This is a genomic window from Micromonospora sp. NPDC020750, from assembly GCF_044334565.1.
In the GTDB taxonomy this organism is placed as follows: domain Bacteria; phylum Actinomycetota; class Actinomycetes; order Mycobacteriales; family Micromonosporaceae; genus Micromonospora.
The window spans coordinates 214,657-239,524 of the sequence record NZ_JBIRTH010000011.1 but is presented as its reverse complement, the minus strand read 5'-3'; the positions used below and the strand labels follow the sequence as shown (position 1 = coordinate 239,524).

24 protein-coding genes are annotated in these 24,868 nt (G+C 74.5%); 12 read left to right on the top strand and 12 right to left on the bottom strand.

Translation table 11 applies throughout. The features are described 5' to 3' along the window. Positions 1-13 precede the first annotated feature (13 nt). Positions 14-1,270: a hypothetical protein gene (locus ACH4T9_RS28230; RefSeq protein ID WP_396674103.1), complete on the top strand. Its 1,257-nt coding sequence runs from the start codon at positions 14-16 to the stop codon at positions 1,268-1,270. Between the two features lie 48 nt (positions 1,271-1,318). Here the strand turns inward: ACH4T9_RS28230 and ACH4T9_RS28225 are convergent, their stop codons facing one another. Continuing rightward, the gene (locus ACH4T9_RS28225; RefSeq protein ID WP_396674104.1) at positions 1,319-1,744 is read right to left on the bottom strand and encodes an RrF2 family transcriptional regulator; all 426 of its coding nucleotides are present in this window, start codon (positions 1,742-1,744) and stop codon (positions 1,319-1,321) included. A 175-nt stretch (positions 1,745-1,919) separates the two neighbouring features. Between ACH4T9_RS28225 and ACH4T9_RS28220 the strand changes: the two genes are divergently transcribed. The 6 genes from ACH4T9_RS28220 (at position 1,920) to ACH4T9_RS28195 (ending at position 7,877) form a co-directional block, all read left to right on the top strand. Continuing rightward, entirely contained in the window at positions 1,920-3,143 is a 1,224-nt protein-coding gene (locus ACH4T9_RS28220; protein ID WP_396674105.1) for a globin domain-containing protein, read from the top strand. 113 nt (positions 3,144-3,256) lie between these two features. Further along, a complete protein-coding gene (locus ACH4T9_RS28215; RefSeq protein WP_396674106.1) occupies positions 3,257-4,462 on the top strand; it encodes a glycosyltransferase in 1,206 nt (401 codons plus the stop codon). A gap of 60 nt (positions 4,463-4,522) precedes the next feature. Next, a complete protein-coding gene (locus ACH4T9_RS28210) occupies positions 4,523-5,398 on the top strand; it encodes an alpha/beta fold hydrolase (protein WP_396674107.1) in 876 nt (291 codons plus the stop codon). Positions 5,399-5,473: 75 nt separating this feature from the next. Beyond that, positions 5,474-6,685 carry a cellulose binding domain-containing protein gene (locus ACH4T9_RS28205; RefSeq protein ID WP_396674108.1) on the top strand — a complete coding sequence of 404 codons (1,212 nt, stop codon included), beginning with the start codon at positions 5,474-5,476 and terminating at the stop codon, positions 6,683-6,685. A 68-nt stretch (positions 6,686-6,753) separates the two neighbouring features. Continuing rightward, positions 6,754-7,383, top strand: coding sequence for a hypothetical protein (locus ACH4T9_RS28200; protein ID WP_396674109.1), 630 nt, complete (start codon positions 6,754-6,756; stop codon positions 7,381-7,383). Between the two features lie 98 nt (positions 7,384-7,481). Next, positions 7,482-7,877 (top strand): hypothetical protein, encoded by a 396-nt coding sequence (locus ACH4T9_RS28195; protein WP_396674110.1) that lies wholly within the window; start codon positions 7,482-7,484, stop codon positions 7,875-7,877. Here ACH4T9_RS28195 and ACH4T9_RS28190 read toward each other — a convergent pair. The 3 genes from ACH4T9_RS28190 to ACH4T9_RS28180 form a co-directional block, all read right to left on the bottom strand. Next, positions 7,861-8,772, bottom strand: coding sequence for a DUF72 domain-containing protein (locus tag ACH4T9_RS28190; protein ID WP_396674111.1), 912 nt, complete (start codon positions 8,770-8,772; stop codon positions 7,861-7,863). The two genes, ACH4T9_RS28195 and ACH4T9_RS28190, sit on opposite strands and share 17 nt — an antisense overlap. Positions 8,773-8,844: 72 nt before the next feature. Next, on the bottom strand, positions 8,845-9,885 hold the full coding sequence (locus ACH4T9_RS28185; RefSeq protein ID WP_396674112.1) for a polyprenyl synthetase family protein: 1,041 nt from the start codon (positions 9,883-9,885) through the stop codon (positions 8,845-8,847). A 4-nt stretch (positions 9,886-9,889) separates the two neighbouring features. Beyond that, on the bottom strand, positions 9,890-10,348 hold the full coding sequence (locus ACH4T9_RS28180) for a hypothetical protein (RefSeq protein ID WP_396674113.1): 459 nt from the start codon (positions 10,346-10,348) through the stop codon (positions 9,890-9,892). 185 nt (positions 10,349-10,533) lie between these two features. On the opposite strand from ACH4T9_RS28180, the gene ACH4T9_RS28175 reads away from it, so the two are divergent. After that, positions 10,534-11,583, top strand: a complete 1,050-nt coding sequence (locus tag ACH4T9_RS28175) for an NAD(P)-dependent alcohol dehydrogenase (RefSeq protein ID WP_396674114.1) — start codon at positions 10,534-10,536, stop codon at positions 11,581-11,583. Between the two features lie 39 nt (positions 11,584-11,622). Here the strand turns inward: ACH4T9_RS28175 and ACH4T9_RS28170 are convergent, their stop codons facing one another. Continuing rightward, positions 11,623-12,132: a DUF664 domain-containing protein gene (locus tag ACH4T9_RS28170; protein WP_396674115.1), complete on the bottom strand. Its 510-nt coding sequence runs from the start codon at positions 12,130-12,132 to the stop codon at positions 11,623-11,625. Between the two features lie 81 nt (positions 12,133-12,213). On the opposite strand from ACH4T9_RS28170, the gene ACH4T9_RS28165 reads away from it, so the two are divergent. Further along, positions 12,214-12,729, top strand: coding sequence for a 2'-5' RNA ligase family protein (locus tag ACH4T9_RS28165; protein WP_396674116.1), 516 nt, complete (start codon positions 12,214-12,216; stop codon positions 12,727-12,729). Here ACH4T9_RS28165 and ACH4T9_RS28160 read toward each other — a convergent pair. Then, positions 12,689-14,542, bottom strand: a complete 1,854-nt coding sequence (locus ACH4T9_RS28160; protein ID WP_396674117.1) for a SpoIIE family protein phosphatase — start codon at positions 14,540-14,542, stop codon at positions 12,689-12,691. The two genes, ACH4T9_RS28165 and ACH4T9_RS28160, sit on opposite strands and share 41 nt — an antisense overlap. A gap of 262 nt (positions 14,543-14,804) precedes the next feature. Between ACH4T9_RS28160 and ACH4T9_RS28155 the strand changes: the two genes are divergently transcribed. After that, a complete protein-coding gene (locus ACH4T9_RS28155; protein ID WP_396674118.1) occupies positions 14,805-17,060 on the top strand; it encodes an ATP-dependent RecD-like DNA helicase in 2,256 nt (751 codons plus the stop codon). Positions 17,061-17,159: 99 nt separating this feature from the next. Here ACH4T9_RS28155 and ACH4T9_RS28150 read toward each other — a convergent pair whose 3' ends face one another. From ACH4T9_RS28150 to ACH4T9_RS28135, 4 genes are all read right to left on the bottom strand, one after another. Then, positions 17,160-17,471, bottom strand: a complete 312-nt coding sequence (locus ACH4T9_RS28150) for a DUF5988 family protein (RefSeq protein WP_396674119.1) — start codon at positions 17,469-17,471, stop codon at positions 17,160-17,162. A gap of 299 nt (positions 17,472-17,770) precedes the next feature. Beyond that, on the bottom strand, positions 17,771-18,508 hold the full coding sequence (locus ACH4T9_RS28145) for an ABC transporter permease (RefSeq protein ID WP_396674120.1): 738 nt from the start codon (positions 18,506-18,508) through the stop codon (positions 17,771-17,773). Continuing rightward, a complete protein-coding gene (locus tag ACH4T9_RS28140) occupies positions 18,505-19,452 on the bottom strand; it encodes an ATP-binding cassette domain-containing protein (protein ID WP_396674121.1) in 948 nt (315 codons plus the stop codon). Before ACH4T9_RS28140 ends, ACH4T9_RS28145 begins: the two co-directional genes overlap by 4 nt. Before the next feature lie 137 nt (positions 19,453-19,589). Further along, positions 19,590-20,378, bottom strand: coding sequence for an HAD-IA family hydrolase (locus tag ACH4T9_RS28135; protein WP_396674122.1), 789 nt, complete (start codon positions 20,376-20,378; stop codon positions 19,590-19,592). Positions 20,379-20,641: 263 nt separating this feature from the next. On the opposite strand from ACH4T9_RS28135, the gene ACH4T9_RS28130 reads away from it, so the two are divergent. Further along, positions 20,642-22,051, top strand: coding sequence for an acyl-CoA synthetase (locus ACH4T9_RS28130; RefSeq protein WP_396674123.1), 1,410 nt, complete (start codon positions 20,642-20,644; stop codon positions 22,049-22,051). 21 nt (positions 22,052-22,072) lie between these two features. Here the strand turns inward: ACH4T9_RS28130 and ACH4T9_RS28125 are convergent, their stop codons facing one another. Beyond that, positions 22,073-22,735 (bottom strand): 4'-phosphopantetheinyl transferase, encoded by a 663-nt coding sequence (locus tag ACH4T9_RS28125; RefSeq protein WP_396674124.1) that lies wholly within the window; start codon positions 22,733-22,735, stop codon positions 22,073-22,075. Positions 22,736-22,893: 158 nt separating this feature from the next. Between ACH4T9_RS28125 and ACH4T9_RS28120 the strand changes: the two genes are divergently transcribed. Then, the gene (locus ACH4T9_RS28120; RefSeq protein WP_396674125.1) at positions 22,894-23,328 is read left to right on the top strand and encodes a cold-shock protein; all 435 of its coding nucleotides are present in this window, start codon (positions 22,894-22,896) and stop codon (positions 23,326-23,328) included. Between the two features lie 33 nt (positions 23,329-23,361). Here ACH4T9_RS28120 and ACH4T9_RS28115 read toward each other — a convergent pair whose 3' ends face one another. Next, the gene (locus ACH4T9_RS28115; RefSeq protein ID WP_396674126.1) at positions 23,362-24,744 is read right to left on the bottom strand and encodes an AMP-binding protein; all 1,383 of its coding nucleotides are present in this window, start codon (positions 24,742-24,744) and stop codon (positions 23,362-23,364) included. Positions 24,745-24,868 lie beyond the last annotated feature (124 nt).

The window sequence follows — 24,868 nt, the reverse complement described above, 5'->3', positions numbered from 1 at the left end:
ATGGAGGACGCGTATGTCCGTGTTCCGTCGTACCGCGCTCGCGGCGGTGCTGACCGTCGCGGCGGCGGCGCTGTCGACCGCCGTCGCACCGCCCGCCCCGGCGGTTGCCGGCCTCCCCACCGCCGCCGTGGCACTCGGCGACAGCTTCATCAGCGGCGAAGGGGCCGGGGCCTACTCCCCCGTCGTCGACAGCAACGGCATCAGCCAGGGCTTCCCCGGCTGGACCGCGCCGAACAGCAACGCCTACTTCTGCCACCGGTCCCCCAACGCCTCGCTGTTCCAGGCCAACCTGCCGGGCATCCAGGACCGGTTCAACCTGGCCTGCTCGGGCGGGCAGCCGTACGACATCGGCAACGCGTCGGTCAACCGGACCAAGGGCCGCGCGGTCGCCTCCCAGCTCGACCAGCTCCGCGCGGTGGGCCAGACCCACGACATCGACCTGGTGCTGGTGGGCCTAGGCTCGAACAACAGCTCGTTCACCTTCGGCAGCGTGGCGGAGAAGTGCGCCAACCGGTTCATCGCCGACGCGTGGACCGGCTGGTGGGAGTTCTGGGCGTACCTCGGCGGGCCGGTGCCGCAGGAGCCGTGCAGCGACGCCGACCTGGCCACCGCGGCGCAGCTGAGCGCCGCGACCGCGGAGACCACGGCGGCCGTACGGCAGATCCTCACCACCCTCGACCAGATCGACGCCGACGGCCAGCACCGGATCGTGTTCCAGGACTACACCAACCCGCTGCCGTTCGACCTGGCCTCGAACTACTGGGAGGAGGACGGGCGGCAGGACGACCGGGACAAGTTCCGGGACCTCGGCGCCGAGCGGTACGCGGCCGGCTGCCCGATCCACCGGGCCAGCCTGCGGCCGGGGCACAACTTCTCCTCCGGGCTGGGCACCCTGGTCCGCTCGACGCGCGACAGCCTGGCCAGCCAGTTCCCCGCCGCCGACCTGGTCTACCTCAACGTGCAGCGGGCGTTCGACGGCGCCCGGCTCTGCGAGCAGCCGACCAGCCCGTCCGGGGCGCTCGCCACGCCGATCCGGCTCCAGGACGGCGCGACCGGCACCTTCGTCACCAGCCTCGCCGGCAAGGACAAGATCGCCATCCAGCGGATCGCCAACACCTGCGTGAGCTACTTCCAGACGTGCCAGGAGTCGTGGCACCCCAACGTGGCCGGGCACCAGGTGCTGGGCCGCTGCCTGGCCGGAGCCTCCTCCACCACCGCTCGCGCGGTGGCCTGCGTCCGCTCCGGGGACGGGACGATCAGCGTCGGCTGACCGCCCACCGTCGGTGAGAAGGGGCCCCTGTTGCCGGGGGCCCCTTCGTCATCCTCGGCCGAGGGTGAGCAGGAGGGGGCCGGTCGGGCCGTCGACCAGGTCGCCGAGCCGCGTCTCGTCGAGGACGGCGAGGAACGCCTCCTGCGCGCGGCGCAGCTGACCACGCAGCCGGCAGCCGGCGACCAGGGGGCAGGCCGGCTGTTCGCAGGAGACCATCTCGTCGTCGCCCTCGAAGGCCCGCACGACCGCCCCGACGGTGAGCTCGCCGGCCGCCCCGGCGATGGCCACCCCGCCGGAGCGGCCCCGGATGGTCACCAGCACCCCGATCCTCTGCAGCCGCTGCACCACCTTGGCGACGTGGCTGCGCGGCAGCGCGAGCTGCTCGGCCAGTTCGTCCACCGTCGTACGGGCCTGGGAGGCGGCGGTCAGCATGGCGATCCGCAGGGCCATGTCCGTGGACCGATTGAGCTTCACGCACCGACCCTAGCCACCGCGGACGTGCGGTGACCCGGGCCGGGCGACCCAGCCCCGGTGTGATCCAGACGACTCCGCAACCGGGACCTTCGACCCTGAAGAGGAATCTGAGAATCCTGTTTATTGGGCACGTCGTCGACGCAAGCGGACGACAACGGACGCAGGAGGACATGTCATGCTCACGGAGTCATCAGCGGCGGTGGTACGGGCGACCCTGCCCGCCGTCCAGGCGCACGGCGAGGCGATCACCGGCCGGTTCTACCGGCGGATGTTCGACGCCCATCCGGAGCTGCTGGACCTGTTCAACCGGGGCAACCAGGCCACCGGGCAGCAGAAGGCCGCGCTGGCCGCCGCCGTCGTGGCGTACGCGGAGCACCTGGTCGGTGCCAGCGACGCGCCGTGGGGGCCGATCCTGGACCGGATCGCGCACAAGCACGTTTCGCTCGGCATCACTCCGGCGCAGTACACCGTCGTGGGCCGACACCTGCTCGCCGCCGTCGGCGAGGTGCTCGGCGACGCGGTCACCCCACCGGTCGCCGCGGCCTGGGACGAGACGTACTGGCTGCTGGCCTGTGAACTGATCGCCCGGGAGGCCCGGCTCTACCAGGGCGCCGGGGTGGCCGAGGGGCAGCCGGTCTGGCGGGCCTGGCGGGTGGCCGAGCGGGTCCGGGAGACCGCTGACGTCGTGTCGTTCAGCCTGGAGCCGGCCGACGGCGGCCCGGTGCCGGAGTTCGTCCCCGGCCAGTACGTCTCCGTCGCGGTCGACCTCGACGGCGGCCGGGGGCAGCAGATCAGGCAGTACAGCCTCTCCGGCCGGCCCGGCGCGGCTCGGTGGCGGATCACCGTGAAGCGGGTGCGCGGCACCGCCGGCGCGCCCGACGGCATGGTCTCCACATTCCTGCACGAGCAGGTGGCCGTCGGCGACACGCTGCGACTCAGCCCGCCGTTCGGCGAGGTGAGCGCCGTGGCCGGGGAGGGGCCGCTGGTGCTGGTCAGCGCCGGCATCGGGCTCACCCCCGCGATGGCCGCGCTGGAGCACCTCGCGGCCACCGCGCCGCAGCGGCCGGTGACGCTGGTGCACGCCGACCGGGCCGGCACCGCGCACGTGCTCCGCGACGAGCTGCCCCGGCTGCACAACGCCCTGCCCAACCTGTCCACCGCGCTCTGGTACGAGAGTGTCGACGCCACCGACGGACCGCTCGCCGAACTGCCGGTGCGGGTCAGCCCGGGGCGCGTCGATCCGGAGCTGATCCCGCTCACCCCCGACGCCCACGTCCACCTGTGCGGCCCGCTGCCGTTCATGAACCAGGTCCGCAGCAGCCTGCTGCGCCGCGGCGTCCCCAGCGACCGGATCGCCTACGAGGTCTTCGGCCCCGGCATGCTCCGCGACGGGGCCTGACCAGAGGAGGTTAGGAGCCGAGGGCGAGGGTAGGGACCTGTCGTGCGCGTTCCAGGGACCCCGCCAGCGCGACGGGTCCCCGCCGGCCGGGACGGGCGGATGGAGGAGGAAGAATGCGGATCGCGATGATCTCGGAGCACGCCAGCCCGCTCGCCGTCCTGCGCGGGAGCAGCACCGGCGGCCAGGACACGCACGTGGCGGAGCTGGCGGCGGCCCTGGTCGACCAGGGCCACGAGGTACGCGTCTACACCCGCCGCGACTCCCCCACCCTGCCCGAGGCGGTGGCCACCCCGGACGGCTACGAGGTGCTGCACGTGCCGGCCGGACCGCCGCGCCTGCTGCCCGGCGACGAGCTGCTGCCGCACACCGGCGAGTTCGGCCGGTGGCTGGCCGGGCACTGGCGCGACGCCTGGCTGCCCGCCGTCGCGCATGCCCACTTCTGGCGGAGCGGGCTCGCCGCCGTACACGCCGGGCGGCGCGCCGGGGTGCCGGTGGTGCTGACCTACCACGCCCTCGGCACGGCGCAGCGGGGCGCACGGGACACCGGCCCACCGGGCCGGACCGGCTACGAGCGCGCGCTCGGCCGGGCTGCCGACCGGGTGGTCGTGCAGTCCCAGGACGAGATCGGTGAGCTGGTCCGCCTCGGGGTGCCCCGGTCCCGGATGTCCCTGGTGCCCGCCGGGGTCAACGAGCGGATCTTCCGCCCGGACGGCCCGGCCGCCCCGCGTGACCCGGCCCGCCCCCGGGTGCTGACCGTGGGCCGGCTGACGGAGAGCATGGGCTTCGAGGAGGTCGTCCGGGCCATGCCCGGGGCACCGGAGGCCGAGTGCGTGATCGTCGGCGGTCCACCGGCCGAGAAACTGCCCACCGACGGCTCCGCCCGGCGGCTGACCGCGCTCGCCCGGTCCTGCGGGGTGGCCGACCGGGTCAGGCTGATCGGCGGGGTGCCGCGCGAGGAGCTGGCCAGCTGGTACCGCTCGGCCGACCTGCTGGTCGCCGCCCCGTGGCACGCGCCGTTCGGCCTGACCGCCCTGGAGGGCATGGCCTGCGGCGTCCCGGTGATCGGCACCGACGTGGGCGGCATCGCCGACACCGTCATCGACGGGCTCACCGGCGACCTGGTGCCGCCGCGCGACCCCCGGGCACTGGGCACCGCGATCCGCCGGCTGCTCGGCGACAACGTGCGGCGCTTCGCGTACGCCACGGCGGCGCTGGACCGGATCCGTAGCCGGTACTCGTGGAGGCGCTGCGCCGAGCAGCTCAACGTCGTGTACGAGGCGGTGGCCACCGTCGCCCGCCCGGTGCCGGCCGCGGCCTGACGGCCGGCCACCCACGCACCCTTGCTACCCGCCGGTAGCTTACGGCCGTACGCTGTGCAGATGAGCGCGACCGGGGAGTACACGCAGGAGTTCGTCGACGTCGAGGGCGCCCGGCTCGGGGTGCAGGTGTATCCCGAGCCCGACGGGGCCGCCGACGCCCCGGTGGTGGTGATCTGGCCCGCGATGGGGGTACGGGCCCGCTACTACCGGCCGTTCGCCGCCGCGCTGCGGGCCGCCGGCCTCGCCGTGGTCGTCGCCGACCTGCGCGGCACCGGCGCGAGCACCCCCGCGCCGAGCCGGGCCTGCCGGTACGGCTACGTGGAGCTCGCCGCGGACGTGGGCGCGGTGCTGGCGGCGCTGAAGCCGCTGCTGGACGGCCGGCCGACGATCCTGCTCGGGCACTCCCTCGGCGGCCAGGCCGCGCTGCTGCACCTGGCCCTGCACGGCACGGGCGCGGTGGACGGACTGGCCCTGGTCGCCGTCGGCGTGCCGTACTGGCGCGGCTACCCGGCCCCGCGGAGGTACGGGGTGCTGCCGTACACCCAGGGGATCGCCGCGACCGCCCGGCTGCTCGGCGTCTGGCCGGGCTGGGGCTTCGGCGGCCGGCAGGCGCGCGGGGTGATCCGGGACTGGGCGTACACGGCCCGCACCGGCCGCTTCCCCACCCTCGACGGGGTGGACGTCGAGGCGGCGCTGCGCACGCTCGACGTCCCCGTCCTCGCGGTGAGCGTGGACGACGACCAGTACACCCCGCACGCCACCCTGGACCAGCTCTGCGGCAAGCTCGCCGCGGCCACCGTCGCGCGCGAGCGCTACACGACCGCGCAGGCCGGCGCCCCGCTCGACCACTTCGTCTGGGTACGCGCCGCCGCGCCGGTGGCCGCGTGGGTGGCCGCCTTCGCCGCCGGCTTGTCAGGCTCGCGTCGCTCGGGTTAATTTGGATTCACAACAATCGAACCCTCCCTGGTGGCCAAGGCCGGGTGGTCGCCGGGCCCAGTCGGAGGTCGATCCATGACACTGTCCCGAACAGGCGCCCGGCTGGTGACGGCCGCCGTCGCCACCCTCGCCACCGCGGCCGGCGCGGGCCTCGCGGTCACCGGAGCCCGGGCCGCGGCCAGCGGCTGCCGCGTCGACTACCAGGTCACCAACCAGTGGTCCGGCGGCTTCGGCGCGAACGTCACCGTGACCAACCTCGGCGATCCCCTCACCGGCTGGACGCTGACCTGGTCCTTCACCGCCGGGCAGACCGTCACCCAGGCGTGGAACGCGACCGTCGCCCAGAGCGGCGCCCGGGTCACGGCGACGAACGTCGGCTACAACGGCAACCTGCCCACCGGGGGCGGCACCACGTTCGGCTTCAACGGCACCTGGAACGCGGCGAGCAACCCGGCCCCCGCGTCCTTCGCCGTCAACGGCGTGACGTGCGCCGGCGCCCCGACGCCCGGCCCCACCACCCCGGCGCCGACCACCCCGCCGCCCAGCTCCGGGTGGAGCCCGCCGGCCAACCTGGTGACCCCGCTGAGCGAGGTCTGGGCCCACCAGGAGAGCACCTACACCAACCTGTACGGCTTCCGTAACTACGGCTGGGACCAGGTCTCCGCCAACCGCGGCTACCTCAACTTCTGTGTGCGCTGGGACTCCAGCGCCACGGTCACCGCCGCCCAGCGCGACCAGATCCACGCTGCGCTCTCCCGGCAGTACAAGAAGTGGACGGACGTCATGGTCGGCCACAACGGCTGGCCGTACGGCGACGTGCCGGTCAGGGTCGTCGGCTGGGCCGTCCGCGACCGCAACCAGTTGCAGTGGTCGGACAACTCCGTCGACATCTACGTCAACGACATCCGCGAGAACGCCCCGCAGTGCGCCGAGCCCTGCGGCCGGTTCTTCAACCAGAGCGGCCAGTACCCGAACTGCCCCGGCGGGGCCAGCCACCACTACGACCAGTCCCTGTGGCTGACCGACGGGTTCGGCGGCGGGGCGGGCGGCGACTGGGGCCAGCGGGTGGGCCGCGAGTACTTCATGGCCAACCTCAACACCGACTCGATGCACATCCTGCTGCACGAGATCGGCCACACCTTCGGGCTCGACGACTTCTACGACTGGACGCCCACCGGCGTCAGTGGCTTCCTGATGAAGGCCGGCAGTGCGACGACCATCACCGAGTTCGACAAATGGATGTTCCGCGACTGGTGGCGCCACCTGAAGAGCCGCTACGGCCTCTGACCGGTCACGGTGCGTACTTCCCCGATCGGTGGGTATGCCGCACCGCCAGTACCGTGGAAGGGGATCAGATGTCCGAACGGCACACCGCACTGCGCTCGATGCACGACCTGGGCCTGGCTGCCTGGTTCGGCGGCTCCCTGATGGGAGCGCTCGGCGTCAACGGCGCGGCGGCACAGATCAACGACTCGACCCAGCGACTGCCGGTGGCCTCGGCCGGGTGGGCCCGGTGGACCCCGGTCAACGCGGCGGCGATCGGCGCGCACCTGGCCGGCGCGGTCGGCGAGCTGACGACCGAGAGTCCCCGGGTGCTCGCCCAGTCAGGGGTGGCCCGGGTGAGCACGGTGAAGACGGCCCTCACGGTCGCCGCGCTCGCGGTCACCGGGTACAGCCGGCTGCTCGGCATGCGGCTGGAAAAGGCGGGCGGCCCGTCCGTCGAGGGGACGACCGAGCCGAACCCGCAGACGCCGACCAACGTGGCCTCCAGCCAGCGGCAGTTGAAGCTGCTCCAGTGGGCCGTCCCGGCGCTCACCGGCGCGCTGGTGGTGGTCAGCGCGTACATGGGTGAGCAGCAGAAGCCGGGGCAGGTCTTCCGGGGCCTGCTCGGGCGCGCGGGTGGGCTCGCCAACGCGCCCAGGGCGATGGGGAAGGTGGCCGCCATGGGCGCGGCCAAGCGGCACCTGGTCATGTCCGGCCGCTGACCGCCGCGCCGCCCGTGCCCGTCGGACCGGTGGGGCATGGGCGGCGCGCAGGCGGGCAATCAGCGCCCGTAGCACCGACCCGACCAGCGAGGTGGGCCATGACGAGCAGGGACGGATCGACGACCGACGGGGACGAACGCGGACCGGGGTCCGCCGCCCCCTTCGGCACCAGCGACGGGTTCGACGCCGGTCCGCCGTGGGGTGCCGGCGAGGACTCCCCGATGGACGAGGGCAGCGAGGAGACCGCCGTGCCGCAGGGAAGCCTCGGCGACCGACGGGCCGGCGCGCCCGCCGAGCCCACCCCGCCCGCAGGGCGGCACGGGTTCGGCAACGTCGAGGACAGACCGGTCGCCGAGGCGGGTCCGGGGGCGCCGCCCGACCCGGCGCCGTCGCGGCGCGCGTTCCCGAACGACAGCGCCGGCGGGGACCTGCCGGACAACGCGCTCGAGGAGGCGACCGGGATGCACCCGGAGGGGATCAACCGGCGCGGCTGACCGGCGTCCCACCGGCCGGCACGCCCGCCTCCGCCAGGACCTCCACCAGGCGGGCCGCGTCGCGCTGGGCCTGGTCGCCACAGCAGTTGTTGAACAGGACGTGCAGCTCGTCGCTGGTATCGGCCAGCTCGACCAGCAGCCGCGACCAGTTCCGCAGCTCGCGCTCGCCGTAGGCGTACCGGTACTTGTCCTGTTTGTCGCCGCCGGCCCAGGCGGCGCTGTGGCCGTGGAAGCGGACCACGGCCGGTGCGGCGGTGGCGACCAGGAACGGCGGCACCGACGAGACGAACCCCTGCGGCATGTCCACGCAGACGTAGGAGAGGTCGTGCTCGCGCAGCAGGGCGAGCGTGCGCAGGACGGCGTCCTCGGTGAACCACGAGCCGTGCCGCAGCTCCACGCTCACCCGCCACGGCCGCAGCCGCTCGGCCGTGGCGACGATCCGCCGCTCGGCCGCGGCACTGCGGGCCAGCCATGGCGGGAACTGGAGCAGCACCGCGCCGAGCCGGTCGGCCGCCGCGATCGGCTCCAGCGCCGCACGGAACCGGCTCCACAGCTCGTCGTACGCCCCGGCGGGCAGGTCCCGCCAACGGATCCGGGACGGGCCGCCGGCCGGTCGCAGGTCCCGGGGCAGCGCCGCGACCGGGGTGGGGTGGCCGGTGAAGAGGCTGAACGCCTTGACGTCAAAGGTGAACCCGGGCGGGGTGGCGGCCACCCAGCCTGCGGTGGTCTCCGGCACCGGCACCGCGTAGTAGGACGTGTCCACCTCGACCAGCCCGAACCGCTCGGCGTAGTGGCGGAGGCGGCCGGCGGGGGTGTTGACCGAGCGGGGGTACCAGCCGGAGCCCAGCAGCATCCGGTCGGCCCATGACGACGTGCCCACTCTGATCTCGCCCATGTGGATCAGTGGACCCCGCCCCGGGCGGATCGGCAACCGGAGCGGCGCCCGTCGCGCCGGCTGACCCCGGGCTCACCGGGACCGGTCGACGACGTAGTCGGCGAGGGCGAGCAGGAATCGGCCGTCCTCGGAGTCGGCCCGCTCGCCCAGCGCCGCCGCGGCCTCTGTGCGCGCGGCGTCGGCCAGGTCCCGGGCCTGTCCCTGGGCCGCCACCACGCTGTCGTACGCGAGCAGCCGGCGGTGCAGCCAGCGCACCTCCACGGCGGTCCGGGCGGAGCGGGCGGCACCGAGGAAGCGCACCGTCCGCTCCCGCTCGGCCGGGGTGCACCGGTCGAGGAAGTCGATCAGGATCAGCGTCCGCTTGCCCTCCCACAGGTCGCCGGAGATCTCCTTGCCGTATCGGGCGTAGTCACCGACGAGGTTGAGCACGTCGTCCTGGATCTGGAAGGCCGCGCCGAGGAACCAGCCGTACCGGTCCAGCCGGTCCATCCCGGGCCGGCCGTCGCCGATGGCCAGGATGCCGGTGCGGCACGGATACACGCACGTGTACCAGGAGGTCTTCTTCAGGCACATCCGGTAGTAGTCGTCCGCGGTGAGGTCGCAGGCGTTGTCCCGGATCCAGCCGACCTCGATGGCCTGCCCCTCCAGGGAGTGGCGCAGCATCAACCGGGTCTGCTCGACCAGTTCCCAGGTCGTGCCGGAGCCGAGGATGTCCCGGTTGGCCAGCAGTCGCTCCAGGGCGAGCAGGTTCGTCATGTTGCCGACGTTCAGCGCCACCGGAACCCCGTAGCGGGCCGACAGGGTGGGGGCGCCCCGACGCTGCTCGCTGCCGTCCTGGATGTCGTCGTGGATGAGGAAGGCGTTGTGGAACAGCTCGACGGTGGCGGCGACGTTCACCACGGTGTCGTCGTCGGTGCCGCCGAACGCGCGGCAGGTCGCCACGCACAGCGCCGCCCGCAGCCCCTTGCCCGACCGGCCGGGGTAGTCGGCCACCAGGTCGTACAGATACCGGGGGCCGCCGGTGGGCAGTTCGGCCAGCAGGGTGGCCATGGTGCGGGCCCGGTAGCGCGCGAGCAGCGTGTCGACCGGGCCGTCGGTCACGGTGGCGGTCACCGGCTCAGCGGCCGTCGGTGGGCGCGCCCGGCTCGGCGCCGGGGGCGGCCACCGGGTCTCCCTCGGCCCGGCGGGTGCTGGCGGAGACCCGGTCGAGCAGCCCGTTGGCGAACTCGGGGGTGAGTCGGGCGAGGTCGAGGAGGCTGTCCAGCGCGTCGTGGGCGTCCGCCGCGTACCGGCGGGTGAGGTCGTCGCCGGAGGCCGGGGTGGGAAGCTGGCCGACCACCATGTCGATCAGGGCGTGGGTGTCCTTACGGACCCGCCCCACGACCTCGTCGAACGCCGCCGGGTCGACCCGGCGGTCCGCGGTGAGCCGCTCGGTGAGCCGCCGGGCGCTGTCGACGCCCCCGGCCAGCTCCTCCTCCAGCACGGACGCCGCCCGCGTCACCGCCTCCGAGAGGGTCTCGCCGACCCGGTCGAACCGCTCGTCGGAGCCTCTGGTCTGCGCGTTCGGGTCTGACATGGCTTCTCCTTCACCGACGTTGCCTGAGGCGGAGTCTCGCACCGAAGGGGAGGCGAGGCGGCGGACTGTAAGGTTGCCGACCCGGCCGGACGGGCGGCGGCTCTCGTGGCCGCCGCCCGTTTGTTCGGGCGCTGAAAGGGCAGGTCACCGGGGAGATGCCCGACGCGGAGAAACGGGAGGCACGGATGCGCGCGCTGCGGTTGCCGAGGTGGAAGTCCGAACCCGAACTGGTCGAGGTGCCCGAACCCACGCCGGGCCCGGGCCAGGTGGTGGTGAAGATCGGCGGCGCCGGCGCCTGCCACTCCGACCTGCACCTGATGCACGATTTCGAGGCCGGAGCGGTCCCCTGGAACCCGCCGTTCACCCTCGGCCACGAGAACGCGGGCTGGGTGCACGCCCTCGGCGCCGGGGTGACCGGCCTGGAGGTCGGCCAGCCGGTGGCCGTCTACGGCCCGTGGGGCTGCGGCACCTGCGCCCGCTGCCGGGTCGGCGTGGACCCGTACTGCGAGAACCCGGCCGGGGCGCCCGTGCCGGGCGGGGGCGGCGGGCTCGGCCTGGACGGCGGCATGGCCGAGTACGAGCTGGTCCCGGACGCCCGGCACATCGTGCCGCTGCCCGATGGCCTCGACCCGGTGGAGGCGGCGCCGCTGACCGACGCCGGTCTCACCCCGTACCACGCCATCCGGCGATCGTGGCACAAGCTGCCGCCGGACAGCACCGCCGTGGTGATCGGCGTCGGTGGTCTCGGGCACGTCGGCGTGCAGATCCTCAAGGCCACCACGGCGGCCCGGGTGATCGCGGTGGACACCCGCGCCGACGCGCTGAAGCTCGCCGAGGAGTACGGGGCCGACCTGACGCTGCGCTCCGGCGACCGGACCGCCGAGGAGATCAGGAAGGCCACCCCGGGCGGCCGGGGCGCGGACGTGGTCCTGGACTTCGTCGGCGCGGATGCCACGTTGGCGCTCGGCGCGGCCGCCGCCCGCACCGTCGGGGACCTCACCATCGTCGGCATCGGCGGCGGCACGCTGTCGGTCTCGTTCTTCTCCGTGCCCTACGAGGTCAGCATCCAGAGCACGTACTGGGGCAGCCGGCCCGAGCTGATCGAGGTGCTCAACCTCGGCGCGCGCGGGCTGATCAAGCCGAAGGTCACCACGTTCGGGCTGGACGACGCGGTCGACGCGTACCGGCAGATGCGGGACGGGTCCCTGGAGGGCCGCGCCGTCATCGTGCCGTGACCGGCGGCGGGGTCGCGCACGACGCACGGCCCCGCCCGGTCAGTCCGCCCCGAGCAGGCCGCGCACGTACGCGGCCTGACCGACGTGCTGCAGGTCGTCCTCGATGACGCTGACCAGCCGGACCCCGAGGGTCACCGGCGGGTCCCACGCCTCGTCGACCACCCGGTCCAGGTCCGCCGGCCGCAGCCCGGCGAGGAGCCCCCGGGTCCGCTGGGCGACCGCGTCGAAGTAGTCGAGCAGCGCCTGGGCGTTCTCCGGCCGGACGGTGGCGACCTGCTCCGGGGTGTGCCCGAAGCCGACGTCGTCCGGGTCGGCGGGCAGCCCGAACCGGCCCGCCCAGCCCCCGGTGACCCACACCTGCTCCGCGTCGAGCAGGTCGGCGACGTGGTGGTCCTGGATCCGGGTCAGGTGCCACACCAGCCAGCCCACCGGGTTCGCGCCGGTCGCCGGCGCCCGGCGCAGTTGCTCCGACGACAGGCCGTCGACGGCGCCGCGGACCAGCCCGGGCAGCCGGCCGTATGCCTCGGACAGCACATCACTCACGTCCACCCGGTCCTCCTCGACACTGGACTTTCCCGAAGCAGTACCGCGTCAGCGGGCCGGCAAACCTCGGGCCCTAGGGTGATCGGCGTGGTCGCGGCACTGGAGCTGTATCTGGACACCGACGCCACCCGGCGCATCCGGGTGCTGTGGGACGCGCTGGAGTCCGAGGGGGTGCAGAGCATGCGTTCCCTGCTGGAGCAGCGGCACCGGCCGCACGTGTCGCTGGCGGTGGCCCCGCGGCTGGACCCGGAGCAGGTCGCCGCGGCCCTCGTCGGCACGGTGGTGGCGGCGCCGCTGCGGCTGACGTTCCAGCACGCCGGGCAGTTCGTCGGGCGGGTGCTGTGGCTCGGGCCGGCCCCCAACGCCGAGCTGCTGGCCCACCACGCGCTCGTGCACGACCGGCTCGCCGCCGCCGGCGTCGGACTGGTCGAACACTACCGGCCGGGGCGCTGGGTGCCGCACTGCACACTGTCCATGCGGGTACCCAACGCCCTGCTGTCCGCCGCGGTGCGGCGCTGCCTGGAGGTGCTGCCGCTGGAGGCGACCGTGGTCGGCGCGGCGATCACCGACCACGCCCGGGGCGTCTGCCGGCCGCTGCCCTGACCGGCGCGGTCGGCCGCAGGCCCATCACCAGCAGTGCGATGTCGTCCTCGTGGTTGGGCGGGGCAACCCGGAGCAGCAGGTCACAGACCTCCTCGGCGGGGCGGTCGCCGATCTCGGCGAGCCGGCGGGCCAGCACCTCGATCCCGTCGTCGAGCACGCCGTCGCGCCGCTCGACCAGCCCGTCGGTGTACAGCACCAGGGTGCTGCCCTCGGCCAGCTCGACGACCAGCTCGCGGCGGTTCGCGTCCGGGTCGACGCCGAGCAGCAGGTCATGGGCGGCGAGCACCCGGACCGACCCGTCGGGCCCGCGCAGCAACGGCGGTGGGTGGCCGGCGTTGGACCAGCGCAGCCGGCGCATTCCGGGCGGGTCTTCCGGGTCGTGCTCCACCCGGCCCAGCACCGCCGTGGCCAGCGCGCCGACCCGCAGGCCGCGCATCGCCCGGTCGAGGCGGCCGAGCAGCACCGCCGGGCCGTCGCCGCTGTCGTAGCCGAGGCCCCGCAGCAGGTTGCGGATCTGGCCCATCGCGGCGACCGCCTCCCGGTCGTGCCCGGTGACGTCGCCGACGACCAGCACGGTCGCCCCGTCGGCGGTCTCGAAGGCGTCGTACCAGTCGCCGCCGACCTTCGCCTCGTGCGCTGCCGGCTGGTAGCGCACCGCGATGTCGAGCAGCGCCGCGGTCGGCGGTTGGGTGAGCAGGCTGTACTGCAACGCCTCGGAGAGCCGCTGCGCGGCCAGGGCGCTCTCCCGGCGGGCCCGCAGGTGCTGGATGCGGTCCAGCGCCTGGGCGGTCTGCGCCGCGAACGCCTCCAGCACGGCGATCTCGTCGGAGGCGAACTCCCGCTCGTCCCGCCAGGAGACCGCCAGCGTGCCGAGCAGCCCGGCGCCGACGCGCAGCGGCAGGAACGCCCAGGCGTCGCGCTCCGTGGTCCGGTAGACCTCGGCCATCTGGGGGGTGAACGCCAGCCCGGCCGCCCGGTCGGGCAGCAGCAGGAGTTCCCCGGTGCGGGCGGTGTGGGCGGCCGGCAGCGGGCTGTCGTACGGCAGGTCGCCGCCGGCCCGCACCTGCCGCCCGAGTCGTTCGCCGACCACGACGCGCAGCCGGTCGGTCCCCTGCCGGACGACCAGCGCGCCGCCGTCGGCCCCGAGCACCGGCACGGCATGGTCCACGACAATGGTGGTGAGGTCCGCCACCGTCTCCGCGCCGAGCAGTTCCAGGGCCACCACGACCAGCCGACGCAGCCGCTCCTCGGCGCGCCACTCGGCGCGCCGCACCGTCTCGATCGCCCGCTGCCGGGCCACGGCCACCTGGTGCAGGGCGTCCGCCTGCACGTCGACCCGGTGCTCGCGCTCCCGCTGGGCGGCCAGCGCGTCGGTGACGTCCAGGCCCGTCGCCATGAGGTAGCCGGCCCCGTCGTCGTCGCCGACCCGGAAGAGCACCAGGTCGACCAGGCGCCGGGTGCCGTCGCCGAGGAAGAAGTGACTCCGCGTCCGCAACGGCTCGCCGGTGCGGAGCACGGCTTCGCACCAGCCGCGCAGCCGGGCGCTCAGCTCCGGGTCCGGGGTCCACCAGCCGCACGCCCAGAACGGCCGGCCCAGCACCTCGGCGCGCTCCAGGCCGCAGCCCTCGACGACGGGCTGGTTGGCGTCGAGCACCCGGCCGGCGTCGTCGAGGATGGCGGCGAACAGCAGCGGGGTCTCGTAGAGCGCCTCGAACCAGCGGGCGGCCACCGTCCCGCCGAGCCGGGACGCGAGCCGGGCCTTCCGGGTGGGATCCACCGGGGCGGCGGTACGACCCCCGTGGTCAGCGTCCATCGGTCCTCCCGTCGCCCCGGGCGGTCGCCCGGACCGGCGACGTGCGGGCGGCGCCCGCTGGCCGGTCTGATCCCAGCCAGCGTAGCCGCGTCCGGGTCGCCGGTCGCGGCGAGCGCCACCGGCGGCGAGGGCCAGGACTCGCGGAACAACGTCAGGTGCCTTCCCGGGGCGGTCCGCCCCACCTCGCCGCTCACCGGATACGGGGTGACCGCCCCCGGGCCGCCACGGCGCCCCGGACGGGAGGTCTGCCATCATCGTCACGATGTCCGCCAACCCGTCCGCGCCGACCGCCGACACCGCGGCCGCCCCGGTGCGGGGCAGCGTGCTCGAGGCGGTGCTGGAACGCGTCACCTACACCAACGAGGAGACCGGGTACACCATCGCCCGGGTCGCCACCGACCGCTCCGGCGACGATTTGCTCACCGTCGTCGGCCCGCTGCCCGGCGCGCAGCCCGGGGAGCGGCTGCGGCTGGTCGGCCGGTGGGGTTCGCACCCGCGCTACGGGCGGCAGTTCGAGGTGCAGCACTGCACCACCGTGCTGCCCGCGACGGTGCAGGGCATCGAGCGCTACCTGGGCTCGGGGCTGATCAAGGGGATCGGCCCGAAGATGGCGGCCCGGATCGTGGCCGCCTTCGGCGTGGACACCCTGCGGGTCATCGAGGAGGAACCCGGCCGGCTGGTCGAGGTGCACGGCCTCGGCAGGAAGCGCACCGCGGCGATCGGCGCGGCGTGGCAGGAGCAGAAGGCCATCAAAGAGGTGATGATCTTCCTCCAGGGCGTCGGCGTCTCCACCTCGCACGCCGTGCGCATCTTCAAGCAGTACGGCGACTCGTCGATCGCGGTGGTGCGCGACGACCCGTACCGGCTGGCCGCCGACGTGTGGGGCATCGGGTTCCGGACGGCCGACAGCATCGCCAAGGCCGTGGGCATCCCGCACGACAGCCCTCAGCGGGTGCGCGCCGGCATCCGTTACACCCTCTCCGAGGCCGCCGACGGCGGGCACTGCTACCTGCCCGAGCCGAACCTGGTCGCCGACGCCGCCGCGATCCTGGAGGTGCCGGCGGAGCTGGTCGCCGCCGGCCTGGCCGACCTGGTGGCCACCGAGGACGGCGTGGTCCGCGAGGCGGTGCCGAACCGCAGCAACGAGGGCGCCGTCATCCCGGCGGTCTACCTGGTGCCCTTCCACCGGGCCGAGTCGGCCCTCGCGGCGAGCCTGGTCCGGCTGCTACGCGACCCGGTGGGCCGGATGCCGGCCTTCGCCGACGTGGACTGGCCCAGGGCGCTGGCCTGGCTGCGGGCCCGCACGGGGGCTGAACTGGCGACGGAACAGGAGCAGGCGGTACGGCTGGCGCTGACCTCCCGGGTGGCCGTGCTGACCGGCGGTCCCGGCTGCGGCAAGTCGTTCACCGTGCGGTCGATCATCGAGCTGGCCGCGGCGAAGAAGGCGAAGATCGTGCTGGCCGCGCCCACCGGCCGGGCGGCGAAGCGGCTCACCGAGCTGACCGGCCACCCGGCCACCACCGTGCACCGGCTGCTCCAGCTCCGCCCCGGCGGGGACGCCACCTTCGACCGGGACAACCCGATCGACGCCGACCTGATGGTGGTCGACGAGGCGTCCATGCTCGACCTGATCCTCGCCAACAAGCTGGTCAAGGCGGTCCCGCCCGGCGCGCACCTGCTGCTCGTCGGCGACGTCGACCAGTTGCCCTCGGTCGGCGCCGGCGAGGTGCTGCGCGACGTGCTGGCCGCCGACACCGTGCCCCGGGTCCGCCTCACCCGCATCTTCCGGCAGGCGCAGGAGTCCGGGGTGGTTGCCAACGCGCACCGGATCAACGCCGGCCAGTCCCCGGTGTTCGGTGAGCACCCCGACTTCTTCCTGTTCCCCAGCGACGAACCGGAGGTCACCGCCGAGCAGGTGGTCGACATCGTGGCCCGGCGGATCCCGGGCCGGTTCGGCCTGCGCCCCCGCGACGTGCAGGTGCTCACCCCGATGCTGCGCGGCCCGGCCGGCGCCGGCAACCTGAACACCCTGTTGCAGCAGGCGATCGCCCCGCACCGCGACGGCGCCCCGGAGCGGCGCCACGGCGGCCGGGTGTTCCGGATCGGCGACAAGGTGATCCAGGTCCGCAACAACTACGACAAGGGCGCCGCCGGGGTGTTCAACGGCACGGTGGGGGTGGTCACCGCCCTGGACCTGGACGACCAGACGCTGACCGTGCGCACCGACGAGGACGAGGACGTGGGATACGAGTTCCACGAGCTCGACGAGTTGCAGCACGCGTACGCCATCACGGTGCACCGGTCGCAGGGCAGCGAGTATCCCGCGGTGGTGGTGCCGGTGACCATGAGCGCGTACACGATGCTGCAACGGAATCTGCTCTACACCGCGGTCACCCGGGCCCGGAAGCTGGTGGTGCTGGCCGGGTCGCGCAAGGCACTCGCCATCGCGGTGCGTACCGCGGGCACCGGCCGGCGGCACACCGCGCTCACCCACCGGCTCTCCCCCGACCGGGCCTGAGCCGGGGCCCGGTCGGGGCGGCGGCGGCCGGACCCCGCCCGGCCGCCGCCGGCGCCACCGGTGCGCGTGGCGCCGACGACCGCCCGGCGCTGCCTTCGACTACTCGGCGATCCTGGTGCGGCCGGTCCAGCGGAAGACCACGGGCAGCTCGTCGGCGACCCTGACGGTGTCCCGCTCGAAGTGCTCGTACCCGCCGTAGTGGCTTACCTTGATCTTGTCCTCCGCCGGGGAGATCCGGTGGCTGCGCTGCTCGGCGGGGAGATTGGTCGGGCCGCCCTCCAACACCACGTCGATGATGCTGGCGGCGTCCCCGCCGATCGGCACCCGCGCCGACCAGGCGCTCCGGTCGTCATCGTTGACGATCCGGTCCGCTGCCCTGACAACGGTGGCGGAATCGGAAGAATCTGTCATCGCACGACCTCCGTCGCTTGTCGCTCCGCCCCGGACGCGTGAGTCGTCGGTGCGGCGCGGGTCACCGGCGGGGGCGACACCCCGTTCCGCGGACACGGAACGGGTGGCGGGAGAACGCCCTCCCGCGCCCCGGTGACCGGCCTCGTTCAGGTTGAATGTAATTCAGGTCACAATACCCGAACACCCTTAACAACCCCTAGGGCGAACGGCATTCGGATCGGCGCAGACGGGACGGGCCCTCCCCGCCACCCGGGCGGGAAGGGCCCTCGCTTCGCTTCCGGCAGCCCGCCGGACGCTCGTCACTCCCAGCGGAAGAAGCGGGTGGCCAGCACGGATCCGAGCACCGCGGTGGCCGCCAGGACGAGGAGCTGCGACAGCGCCGGGCTGTCACCGGCCCACGAGGCGGCGAGAGTGTCCACCGTGGCCCCCAGCGGCGAGTAGTCGGCGATGCGGGCCAGCACCGTCGGCATCTGGTCGCGGGGCAGCCAGGCACCGGCGAGGAAGAGCAGCGGGAAGAACAGCGCCGGACCGATGGACTGCGCCGCCCGGGCCGACGGCGCGAGCGCCGCGATGAGCAGGCCGATGGCGAACAGGCACGCCACGCCGAGCAGGAAGGCCAGCACGAAGCCGGGCATGTTCGCCGGGGACGATTGGTCGAGCAGGAACCGTACGCCGATCGCGGTGACCACCGCGCCGGCCACCCCCATCACCAGGTTCACCACGACCTGCGCTACCAGCAGCATTGCCGGGTGGACCGGGGTGGTGGCGAGCCGGCGCAGCACCCGCCGCTCGCGGTAGACGCCCAGCGCCATCGGCAGGGTGAACAGCGCCAGCATGCCGATGGTGAGGGCCAGGGCCAGCGCCGGCAGGAAGGTCAGCTCGCCGTGCTGCCCGGTGCCCTGGGTGGACGATCCCCGCTGGGGCAGCCCGAAGACGAGCATCAGGCCGATCGGCAGCACGAAGACGAAGAACAGCGACACCGGTTCGCGTACGAACAGCTTCATCTCGACGGCGATGAGCTTGGTCAGGGCGTTCACGAGGGCCTCTTGTCGGTCGGCTTCTGGGGGGCGGCGGCCCGGCCGGCGCGGCGACCGGTGAGCGAGACGAAGGCGTCGTCCAGGGTGGGCTGCTCGACCCGGAGGGCGGCGTACCGGACCTTGTGCTCCGTCAGCGCCGCGAGCACCGACTGGAGCACCTCCTCCGGGCCGGTCACGGTCACCTCGTCGCCGCTGCGGCTGACCCCGGTCACCTCGGGCAGGGCGGCGAGCAACGAGTCGTCCAGCCCGTCGAGCGGGCGGAAGTGCACCCGGTGCTCGGTGCCGACGCGGGTGAGCAGGCCGGAGGGGGTGTCGATGGCGACGATGCGGCCGGTGTCGATGATGGCCAGCCGGTCGCAGAGCCGCTCCGCCTCCTCCATGAAGTGGGTGACCAGCACGACGGTGACGCCCCGGTCGCGGATCCGCTCGACCAGGTCCCAGGTGTCCCGCCGGCCCTGCGGGTCCAGGCCGGTGGTCAGCTCGTCGAGGATGGCCACCTCGGGGCGCCCGACCAGCGCCAGGGCCACCGAGAGCCGCTGCTTCTGCCCACCGGAGAGCTTGTGGAAGGCGGTGTTGCGCTGTTCGGCCAGGCCCAGGTCGGCGAGTAGCTCGTCGATGTCGGCCTTCTGGCGGTAGAAGGAGCGGTAGAGATCCAGCGCCTCGCGGACCCGCAGCTTGTCGGGGAGCTGGCTCTCCTGCAACTGGGCGCCGACGCGCTGGCGCACCTCGGTGCGGTCCCGGATCGGATCCAGTCCGAGCACCCGCACGGAGCCGCCGTCGGCGCGGCGCAGCCCCTGCACACATTCGACGGTGGTCGTCTTGCCCGCCCCGTTCGGCCCGAGCACGCCGAAGATCTCGCCCTGCTCGACGGTGAAGGACACGTCGTCGACGGCCACCTTCTCCCCGTACCGCTTGTGCAGGTGCTCCACCTCGATGACCGGCATTGGCGTCGTCCTCCGTCACGTGCGGGTTGCCGTCGGGAGGGCGGGACCCTCTGGGATCGCGGCGTGTTGCGGTACGCGGAATCGGTCCGCGCGGCGGCGACCGACGCCGGACATCATCCGGGGATCTGAATCACGAATCAACCCATCGGCTGACGAACCGGGGTGTCATCCGGGGCCGACCGGCCCGACAGGGGTGCCCGCCGGTCACCGCGCGTGCCTGTCGCCGGGTCGGGCCGGGCGGTGGGCGACCCGGGACCGGGTGGCGGGCAGAGCGGCAGCAGATCCGCCGGGCGGGCCAACACGGCGTCGGGGCCTGCGGCGAGCAGGACCTCCCGGTCCGACTCACCCCACAACGCGGCGACCGCCACCACCCCTGCGGCCCGGGCGCTGACCAGGTCGGCGGGCGCGTCGCCGAGCAGCACCGCCTCGCCGGGGCGCACCCCGAGGAGCTCCAGCGCCCGCCGCACGATGTCCGGGGCCGGCTTCGGCCGGGGCACCTCGTCCGCGCCGACGACGTGGTCGACCAGCGGCAGCATGCCGAGCCCACCGAGCAGGTCCCGGGCCCGCTTCCCGCTGCGGCCGGTGGCCACAGCCAGGCCCAGCCCTCGCCCACGCAGGACGCCCAGCAGCTCGACCACCCCGTCGACCGGCGTCACCCGGTGCGCCAGCCGGCTGCTCTCCCGGACGAACGGGCCGGCCATCGCCGCCGGCAGACCCAGCAGCTCCAGCACCTCGGGCAGGTACCGGCCCGGGTGCCGGCAGTACTCCTCGACCGGCGCCACCCCGTCGCCGACCACCTCGGCGTACGCGAGGGCGAACGCCTCCCGGGCCACGGCCAGGCTGTCCACCAGCACGCCGTCGAGGTCGAACACGACCGCCCGGACCGGGCCGGACGCGTCCCGCCGGCCTCCCGCCTCACCGGTCACCGGCGGCACCTCCTGAGGGACGTCGACGACACGGCCGGCGGCGGCCGGTAGGGGTGGCCGGGCCGGGGGCGCCCCGACTACGGTCGGTTCGTCCCGGGACCCGCCGTGCCGGGCCTCCGGCGACGACGCGCACCCCGCCGACGCCCACGCGAACCCTACCGGCGATCCGGCCGGGCCGGCGGGCCGGCGACGGTCCGGCGTGGCGTCGACTCCCGGCGCGCCGGGCGGCGCCGGATCCGAGCCGCTGGAGAGGGGCGCAGGGCATGACGTTGCTGCGTTGGTTGGCAGAGTCCGACGACGAGCGCCCGGGCGCGGTCCGGGTCGACGACCGGGCGGTGTCCTGGGTCGAGCTGCGCCGCGGGGCCGCGGCGGTCGCCGACGAGCTGCGCGGCGTCGACCGGGTGGCCGTCGAGGCCACCGCCACCCTGGAGACGGTGGTCGCGGTGGTGGGCGCGTTGACCGCCGGCGCGGCGGTCGTACCGGTGCCGCCGGACGCCGGGCCGATGGAGCGCGAGCACATCCTGCGCGACTCGGGCGCGGCGACGCTGCTCGTCCCGGCGGACGGCCCGCAGCCGGTCGGCGGCGCCGGCCCGCCGGTGGTCCCGGTCGACCTGACCCGTGGGTCGGACACCGTCCACCCGGAGCCGGACCCCGCCGGCACCGCGCTGATCCTCTACACCAGCGGCACGACCGGGGCCCCGAAGGGCGCGGTGATCTCCCGGAGGGCGGTCGCCGCCTGCCTGGACGGCCTCGCCGACGCCTGGTCCTGGACCCCGGACGACCTGCTGGTGCACGGCCTGCCGCTGTTCCACGTGCACGGGCTCGTGCTCGGCGTGCTCGGCCCGCTGAGGCTGGGCAGCCGGCTGCACCACGTCGGCCGCCCCCGCCCCGACCGGTACGCGGCGGCGGCCGGCTCCGTCTACTTCGGCGTGCCCACCGTGTGGTCCCGGATCGCCGCCGACCCCGACGCGGCGCGGGCGTTGCGCCCGGCGCGGCTGCTCGTCTCGGGCAGCGCGGCCCTGCCGGCGGCGGTCTTCGCCGACCTCGCCACGCTCACCGGCCACCGGGTGGTCGAGCGGTACGGGATGACCGAAACGCTGATCACGGTCAGCGCCCGCGCCGACGGGCCCCGCCGGCCGGGAACGGTCGGCGTGCCGCTGCCCGGCGTGCGTACCCGGGTGGTCGACGAGCACGGCGCGGCGCTGCCCGCCGACGGCGCGGCGATGGGCGAGCTCCAGGTGTGCGGGCCCACCCTCTTCGACGGGTACCTCAACCGGCCGGACGCCGACGCGGCGACCCGCACCCCGGACGGCTGGTTCCGCACCGGGGACGTGGCCACCGTCGACCCGGACGGCTGGCACCGGATCGTCGGCCGGGCCGCCACCGACCTGATCAAGAGCGGCGGCTACCGGATCGGCGCGGGCGAGGTGGAGGACGCCCTGCTGGCGCACCCCGGCGTCCGGGAGGCCGCCGTGGTCGGCACCCCGCACCCGGACCTGGGCCAGCAGGTCACGGCGTACGTGGTGGGTGACGGGGTGGACGGGCCCGAGCTGATCGACTTCGTGGCCCGCCAACTGTCCGCGCACAAGCGCCCCCGCGAGGTGCGGTTCGTCGACGCGCTGCCCCGCAACGCCCTGGGCAAGGTGCAGAAGACGAGGCTGACGGCCGACTGACCGGCCGCCGGTCGACTCCGTTCAGGCGGTGGGCGTCGGGATGCTGATCGCGGTGAGCACCAGGCCCCGGCCCACCAGGAACCGGCCGGTGAAGGCGCTCACCGGCACGCCGCCCAGCACCGGGCCGGGCACCAGCAGCTCGGCCACGAAGGTCCCGGCCGGGTCGACGACGATGTCCGCCTCGGCGAAGTCCAGCCACCGGCCGGTGAGCGGGAACCACGCCTTGTACACCGACTCCTTGGCGCTGAACAGCAGGCGGTCCCAGCAGACCGTGGGACGGGCGGCGGCCAGCGCGGCCGTGCGGGTCCGCTCGGCCGGCAGGGCGATCGCGTCGAGCACCCCCTCGGGCAGCGGCGCGTGCGGCTCCGCGTCCACCCCGAGGGTGGCGAACGCCGCCGCCCGGCCGAGGACGGCCGCCCGGTAGCCGTCGCAGTGGGTCATGCTGCCGACGATCCCGGCCGGCCAGATCGGGGCGCCCCGCGCGCCGGAGACGATCGGCACCGGCTCGACGCCCAGCTCACCGAGCGCCCGGCGGGCGCAGTGCCGCACGGTGGTGAACTCCCGGCGCCGCTTCTGCACCGAGTTCGCGACGAGCGCCTCCTCCTCGGGGAACAGGGTCAGTCCGGCGGGATCCTCGAAGGACTCGGCCACGGCCACGGAGGGGGGCAGGATCTGCTCGATCACCCGCCGATGGTAGGTGCGCCGGGTCGCCGCGCCGCCCCCCGGGTGGTCGATAGGGGTAAAGTACGGGTGCCCGCCGCCCAGGGCGCCTGCCAGTCTGTGGCATGCCGGCCCCCGGGTGGCCGGAGCGTGCGGAGTGGTCGGACGGATGCGGGAAAGCGATGCTCAGAGGCAAAGTGGTGCGGTTCGACGAGGTGCGGGGTTACGGGTTCATCGCCCCGGACGACGGCGGTGACGACGTGTTCGTCCACGCGAACACCGTCGATGGCGACAAGTGGACGATGGTGCCCGGCGTGCCGGTGGAGTACGAGGCGGTGGAGAGCGACCGTGGCCCGAAGGCGCTCACGGTGCGGGTGATCGGCCCCGCCCCCGGCGCTGACCGGAGCGCCACGGCCGGTGCCGTGCGCGCCCGGGAGCTCCCGGCGGGCGCGGAGGACGAGGAGGGCCTGTGCGACGTGCTCTCCGAGCGGGCCTTCTTCGCGGAGACCACGGAGGCCCTGCTGACCGCCGTGCCGGACCTGACGGGCGCGCAGATCGTGGCGGTACGCGCCCGGATGCTGGCGCTGGCCCGACGGCACGGCTGGGTGGAGGGCTGACGCTCCGGCGCACCGGCCGGGGCTCGGGCGCGTTCAGCCTGCGGCGATCAGCAGCGACTTCCTGATCCGACCCTGCACGCTGCGCGGCAGCTCGTCGACGAAGTGCACCCGACGGGGCCGCTGGCAGGCCGACAGGTACCGCCCGACGTGGTCGATGAGCACCTGGGCGGTGAGCCCGTCGGCGGCGACGACGTACGCGGTGACCTGCTCGCCCAGGACCGGGTGCGGGATACCGACCACGGCTGCGTCGTGGACCCCCGGATGACTCAGCAGCACCTCCTCGACCTGGCCGGCGTACACGCGGACGGGACCGTGCACGACGTCCGTGCGGCGCTGTCCGATGATCCGGTGTGATCCGTCCGCCGCCACGGTCGCGAGGTCGCCGGTGGCGTGCCACCCGTCGGTGCCGGTGCGCTGCCCGCGCCGGTCGACGTATCCACTGAACAGCGTCGGCCCCCGGATGCTCAGCTCGCCGACCGACTCGCCGTCGGTGGGCACCGGCAGGTTGTCCCGGCCCAGGACCCGGACCTGGACCCCCGGCAGGGGCGCGCCGACGGCGCCGACGGCCGGCGGGGCGTCCACCCGCCCGGCCAGCGCGATGAGGGTCTCGGTGGTGCCGTAGCCCTGGAGGAGCGAGTGCGAGGTGAGCAGCCGGAGGCGTTCGGTCACGGCGGGTACGAGCGGGGCGTCCCCGGAGACCAGGAGCCGGGCTCCGGCGAGGGTGTGCGCCCAGTGACGGTTCCGGGCGATCCTCGCCCACTGCCCGGGCACCGCCAGGTACAGGGTGCCGGCCGGGCCGGCGATGGCCTCCCGGTCGAGGTGGACGAAGCGGCTGCCCACCCTCAGCGCGCCGAGCAGCCCGACCACCAGGCCGTACGCCCGGAACAGCGGGGCGCCCTGGACCAGGACGTCGTCCCCGGTCCAGCGCCACGCGTCGGCCAGCAGGTCCAGGCCGACGGCGATGGCCCGGCGGGAGATGCGCACGCCGCGCGGCGGCCCGCTGGTGCCTCCGGTGTAGAGGATCACCGCGTCGGCGCCCGGCTCCGGCTCGGGCTGCCGGGTCCAGGATCGCTGCCGCAGGTCGACCGGAACAACCGGCAGGCCGAGGCTGCCGGGGCGGTCCCGGCCGAGGACCACGGTCACCCCGGCCTCGCGCAGGATGCGACTGCGCTCCCGCTCGTCGGCGCCGGGCGGCACGGGCACCAGCGACACGCCCGCGCGTACGGCGCCGACCATCCCGACCACCGCCTCCAGGCTGGGGGTCGCATCGACGGCGACCGCGCCGGCACCCCGGATCCGGTCGGCGACCGCGTTCACGCAGCCGAGCAGCGCTTCGCTGGAGAGGGTCCGCCCGGCGACCCTGACCGCGTCGGCCCGGTCGGTACCGTGACCGCACAGTGCCGGCAGCAGTGTCATCTCCGTTAACCCCTGTCGGGGACGTGGTGGAGTCTCGGCAGTGGCTGGGACATCACGGCCACAGAACCCTTCGCGTCATGGGTGCGTGCAGCCCATATCCGGCCTTCCCCGCCGTCCGCGCGGG

Excerpts from the sequence above, each read along its gene's own strand:
- ACH4T9_RS28190 (WP_396674111.1), bottom strand. The coding sequence starts at position 8,772 with ATGGGCGAGATCAGAGTGGGCACGTCGTCATGGGCCGACCGGATGCTG.
- ACH4T9_RS28215 (WP_396674106.1), top strand. The coding sequence starts at position 3,257 with ATGCGGATCGCGATGATCTCGGAGCACGCCAGCCCGCTCGCCGTCCTG.
- ACH4T9_RS28220 (WP_396674105.1), top strand. The coding sequence starts at position 1,920 with ATGCTCACGGAGTCATCAGCGGCGGTGGTACGGGCGACCCTGCCCGCC.
- ACH4T9_RS28140 (WP_396674121.1), bottom strand. The coding sequence starts at position 19,452 with ATGCCGGTCATCGAGGTGGAGCACCTGCACAAGCGGTACGGGGAGAAG.
- ACH4T9_RS28195 (WP_396674110.1), top strand. The coding sequence starts at position 7,482 with ATGACGAGCAGGGACGGATCGACGACCGACGGGGACGAACGCGGACCG.
- ACH4T9_RS28120 (WP_396674125.1), top strand. The coding sequence starts at position 22,894 with ATGCTCAGAGGCAAAGTGGTGCGGTTCGACGAGGTGCGGGGTTACGGG.
- ACH4T9_RS28155 (WP_396674118.1), top strand. The coding sequence starts at position 14,805 with ATGTCCGCCAACCCGTCCGCGCCGACCGCCGACACCGCGGCCGCCCCG.
- ACH4T9_RS28180 (WP_396674113.1), bottom strand. The coding sequence starts at position 10,348 with ATGTCAGACCCGAACGCGCAGACCAGAGGCTCCGACGAGCGGTTCGAC.
- ACH4T9_RS28230 (WP_396674103.1), top strand. The coding sequence starts at position 14 with ATGTCCGTGTTCCGTCGTACCGCGCTCGCGGCGGTGCTGACCGTCGCG.
- ACH4T9_RS28150 (WP_396674119.1), bottom strand. The coding sequence starts at position 17,471 with ATGACAGATTCTTCCGATTCCGCCACCGTTGTCAGGGCAGCGGACCGG.
- ACH4T9_RS28210 (WP_396674107.1), top strand. The coding sequence starts at position 4,523 with ATGAGCGCGACCGGGGAGTACACGCAGGAGTTCGTCGACGTCGAGGGC.
- ACH4T9_RS28200 (WP_396674109.1), top strand. The coding sequence starts at position 6,754 with ATGTCCGAACGGCACACCGCACTGCGCTCGATGCACGACCTGGGCCTG.
- ACH4T9_RS28115 (WP_396674126.1), bottom strand. The coding sequence starts at position 24,744 with ATGACACTGCTGCCGGCACTGTGCGGTCACGGTACCGACCGGGCCGAC.
- ACH4T9_RS28130 (WP_396674123.1), top strand. The coding sequence starts at position 20,642 with ATGACGTTGCTGCGTTGGTTGGCAGAGTCCGACGACGAGCGCCCGGGC.
- ACH4T9_RS28205 (WP_396674108.1), top strand. The coding sequence starts at position 5,474 with ATGACACTGTCCCGAACAGGCGCCCGGCTGGTGACGGCCGCCGTCGCC.
- ACH4T9_RS28160 (WP_396674117.1), bottom strand. The coding sequence starts at position 14,542 with ATGGACGCTGACCACGGGGGTCGTACCGCCGCCCCGGTGGATCCCACC.
- ACH4T9_RS28175 (WP_396674114.1), top strand. The coding sequence starts at position 10,534 with ATGCGCGCGCTGCGGTTGCCGAGGTGGAAGTCCGAACCCGAACTGGTC.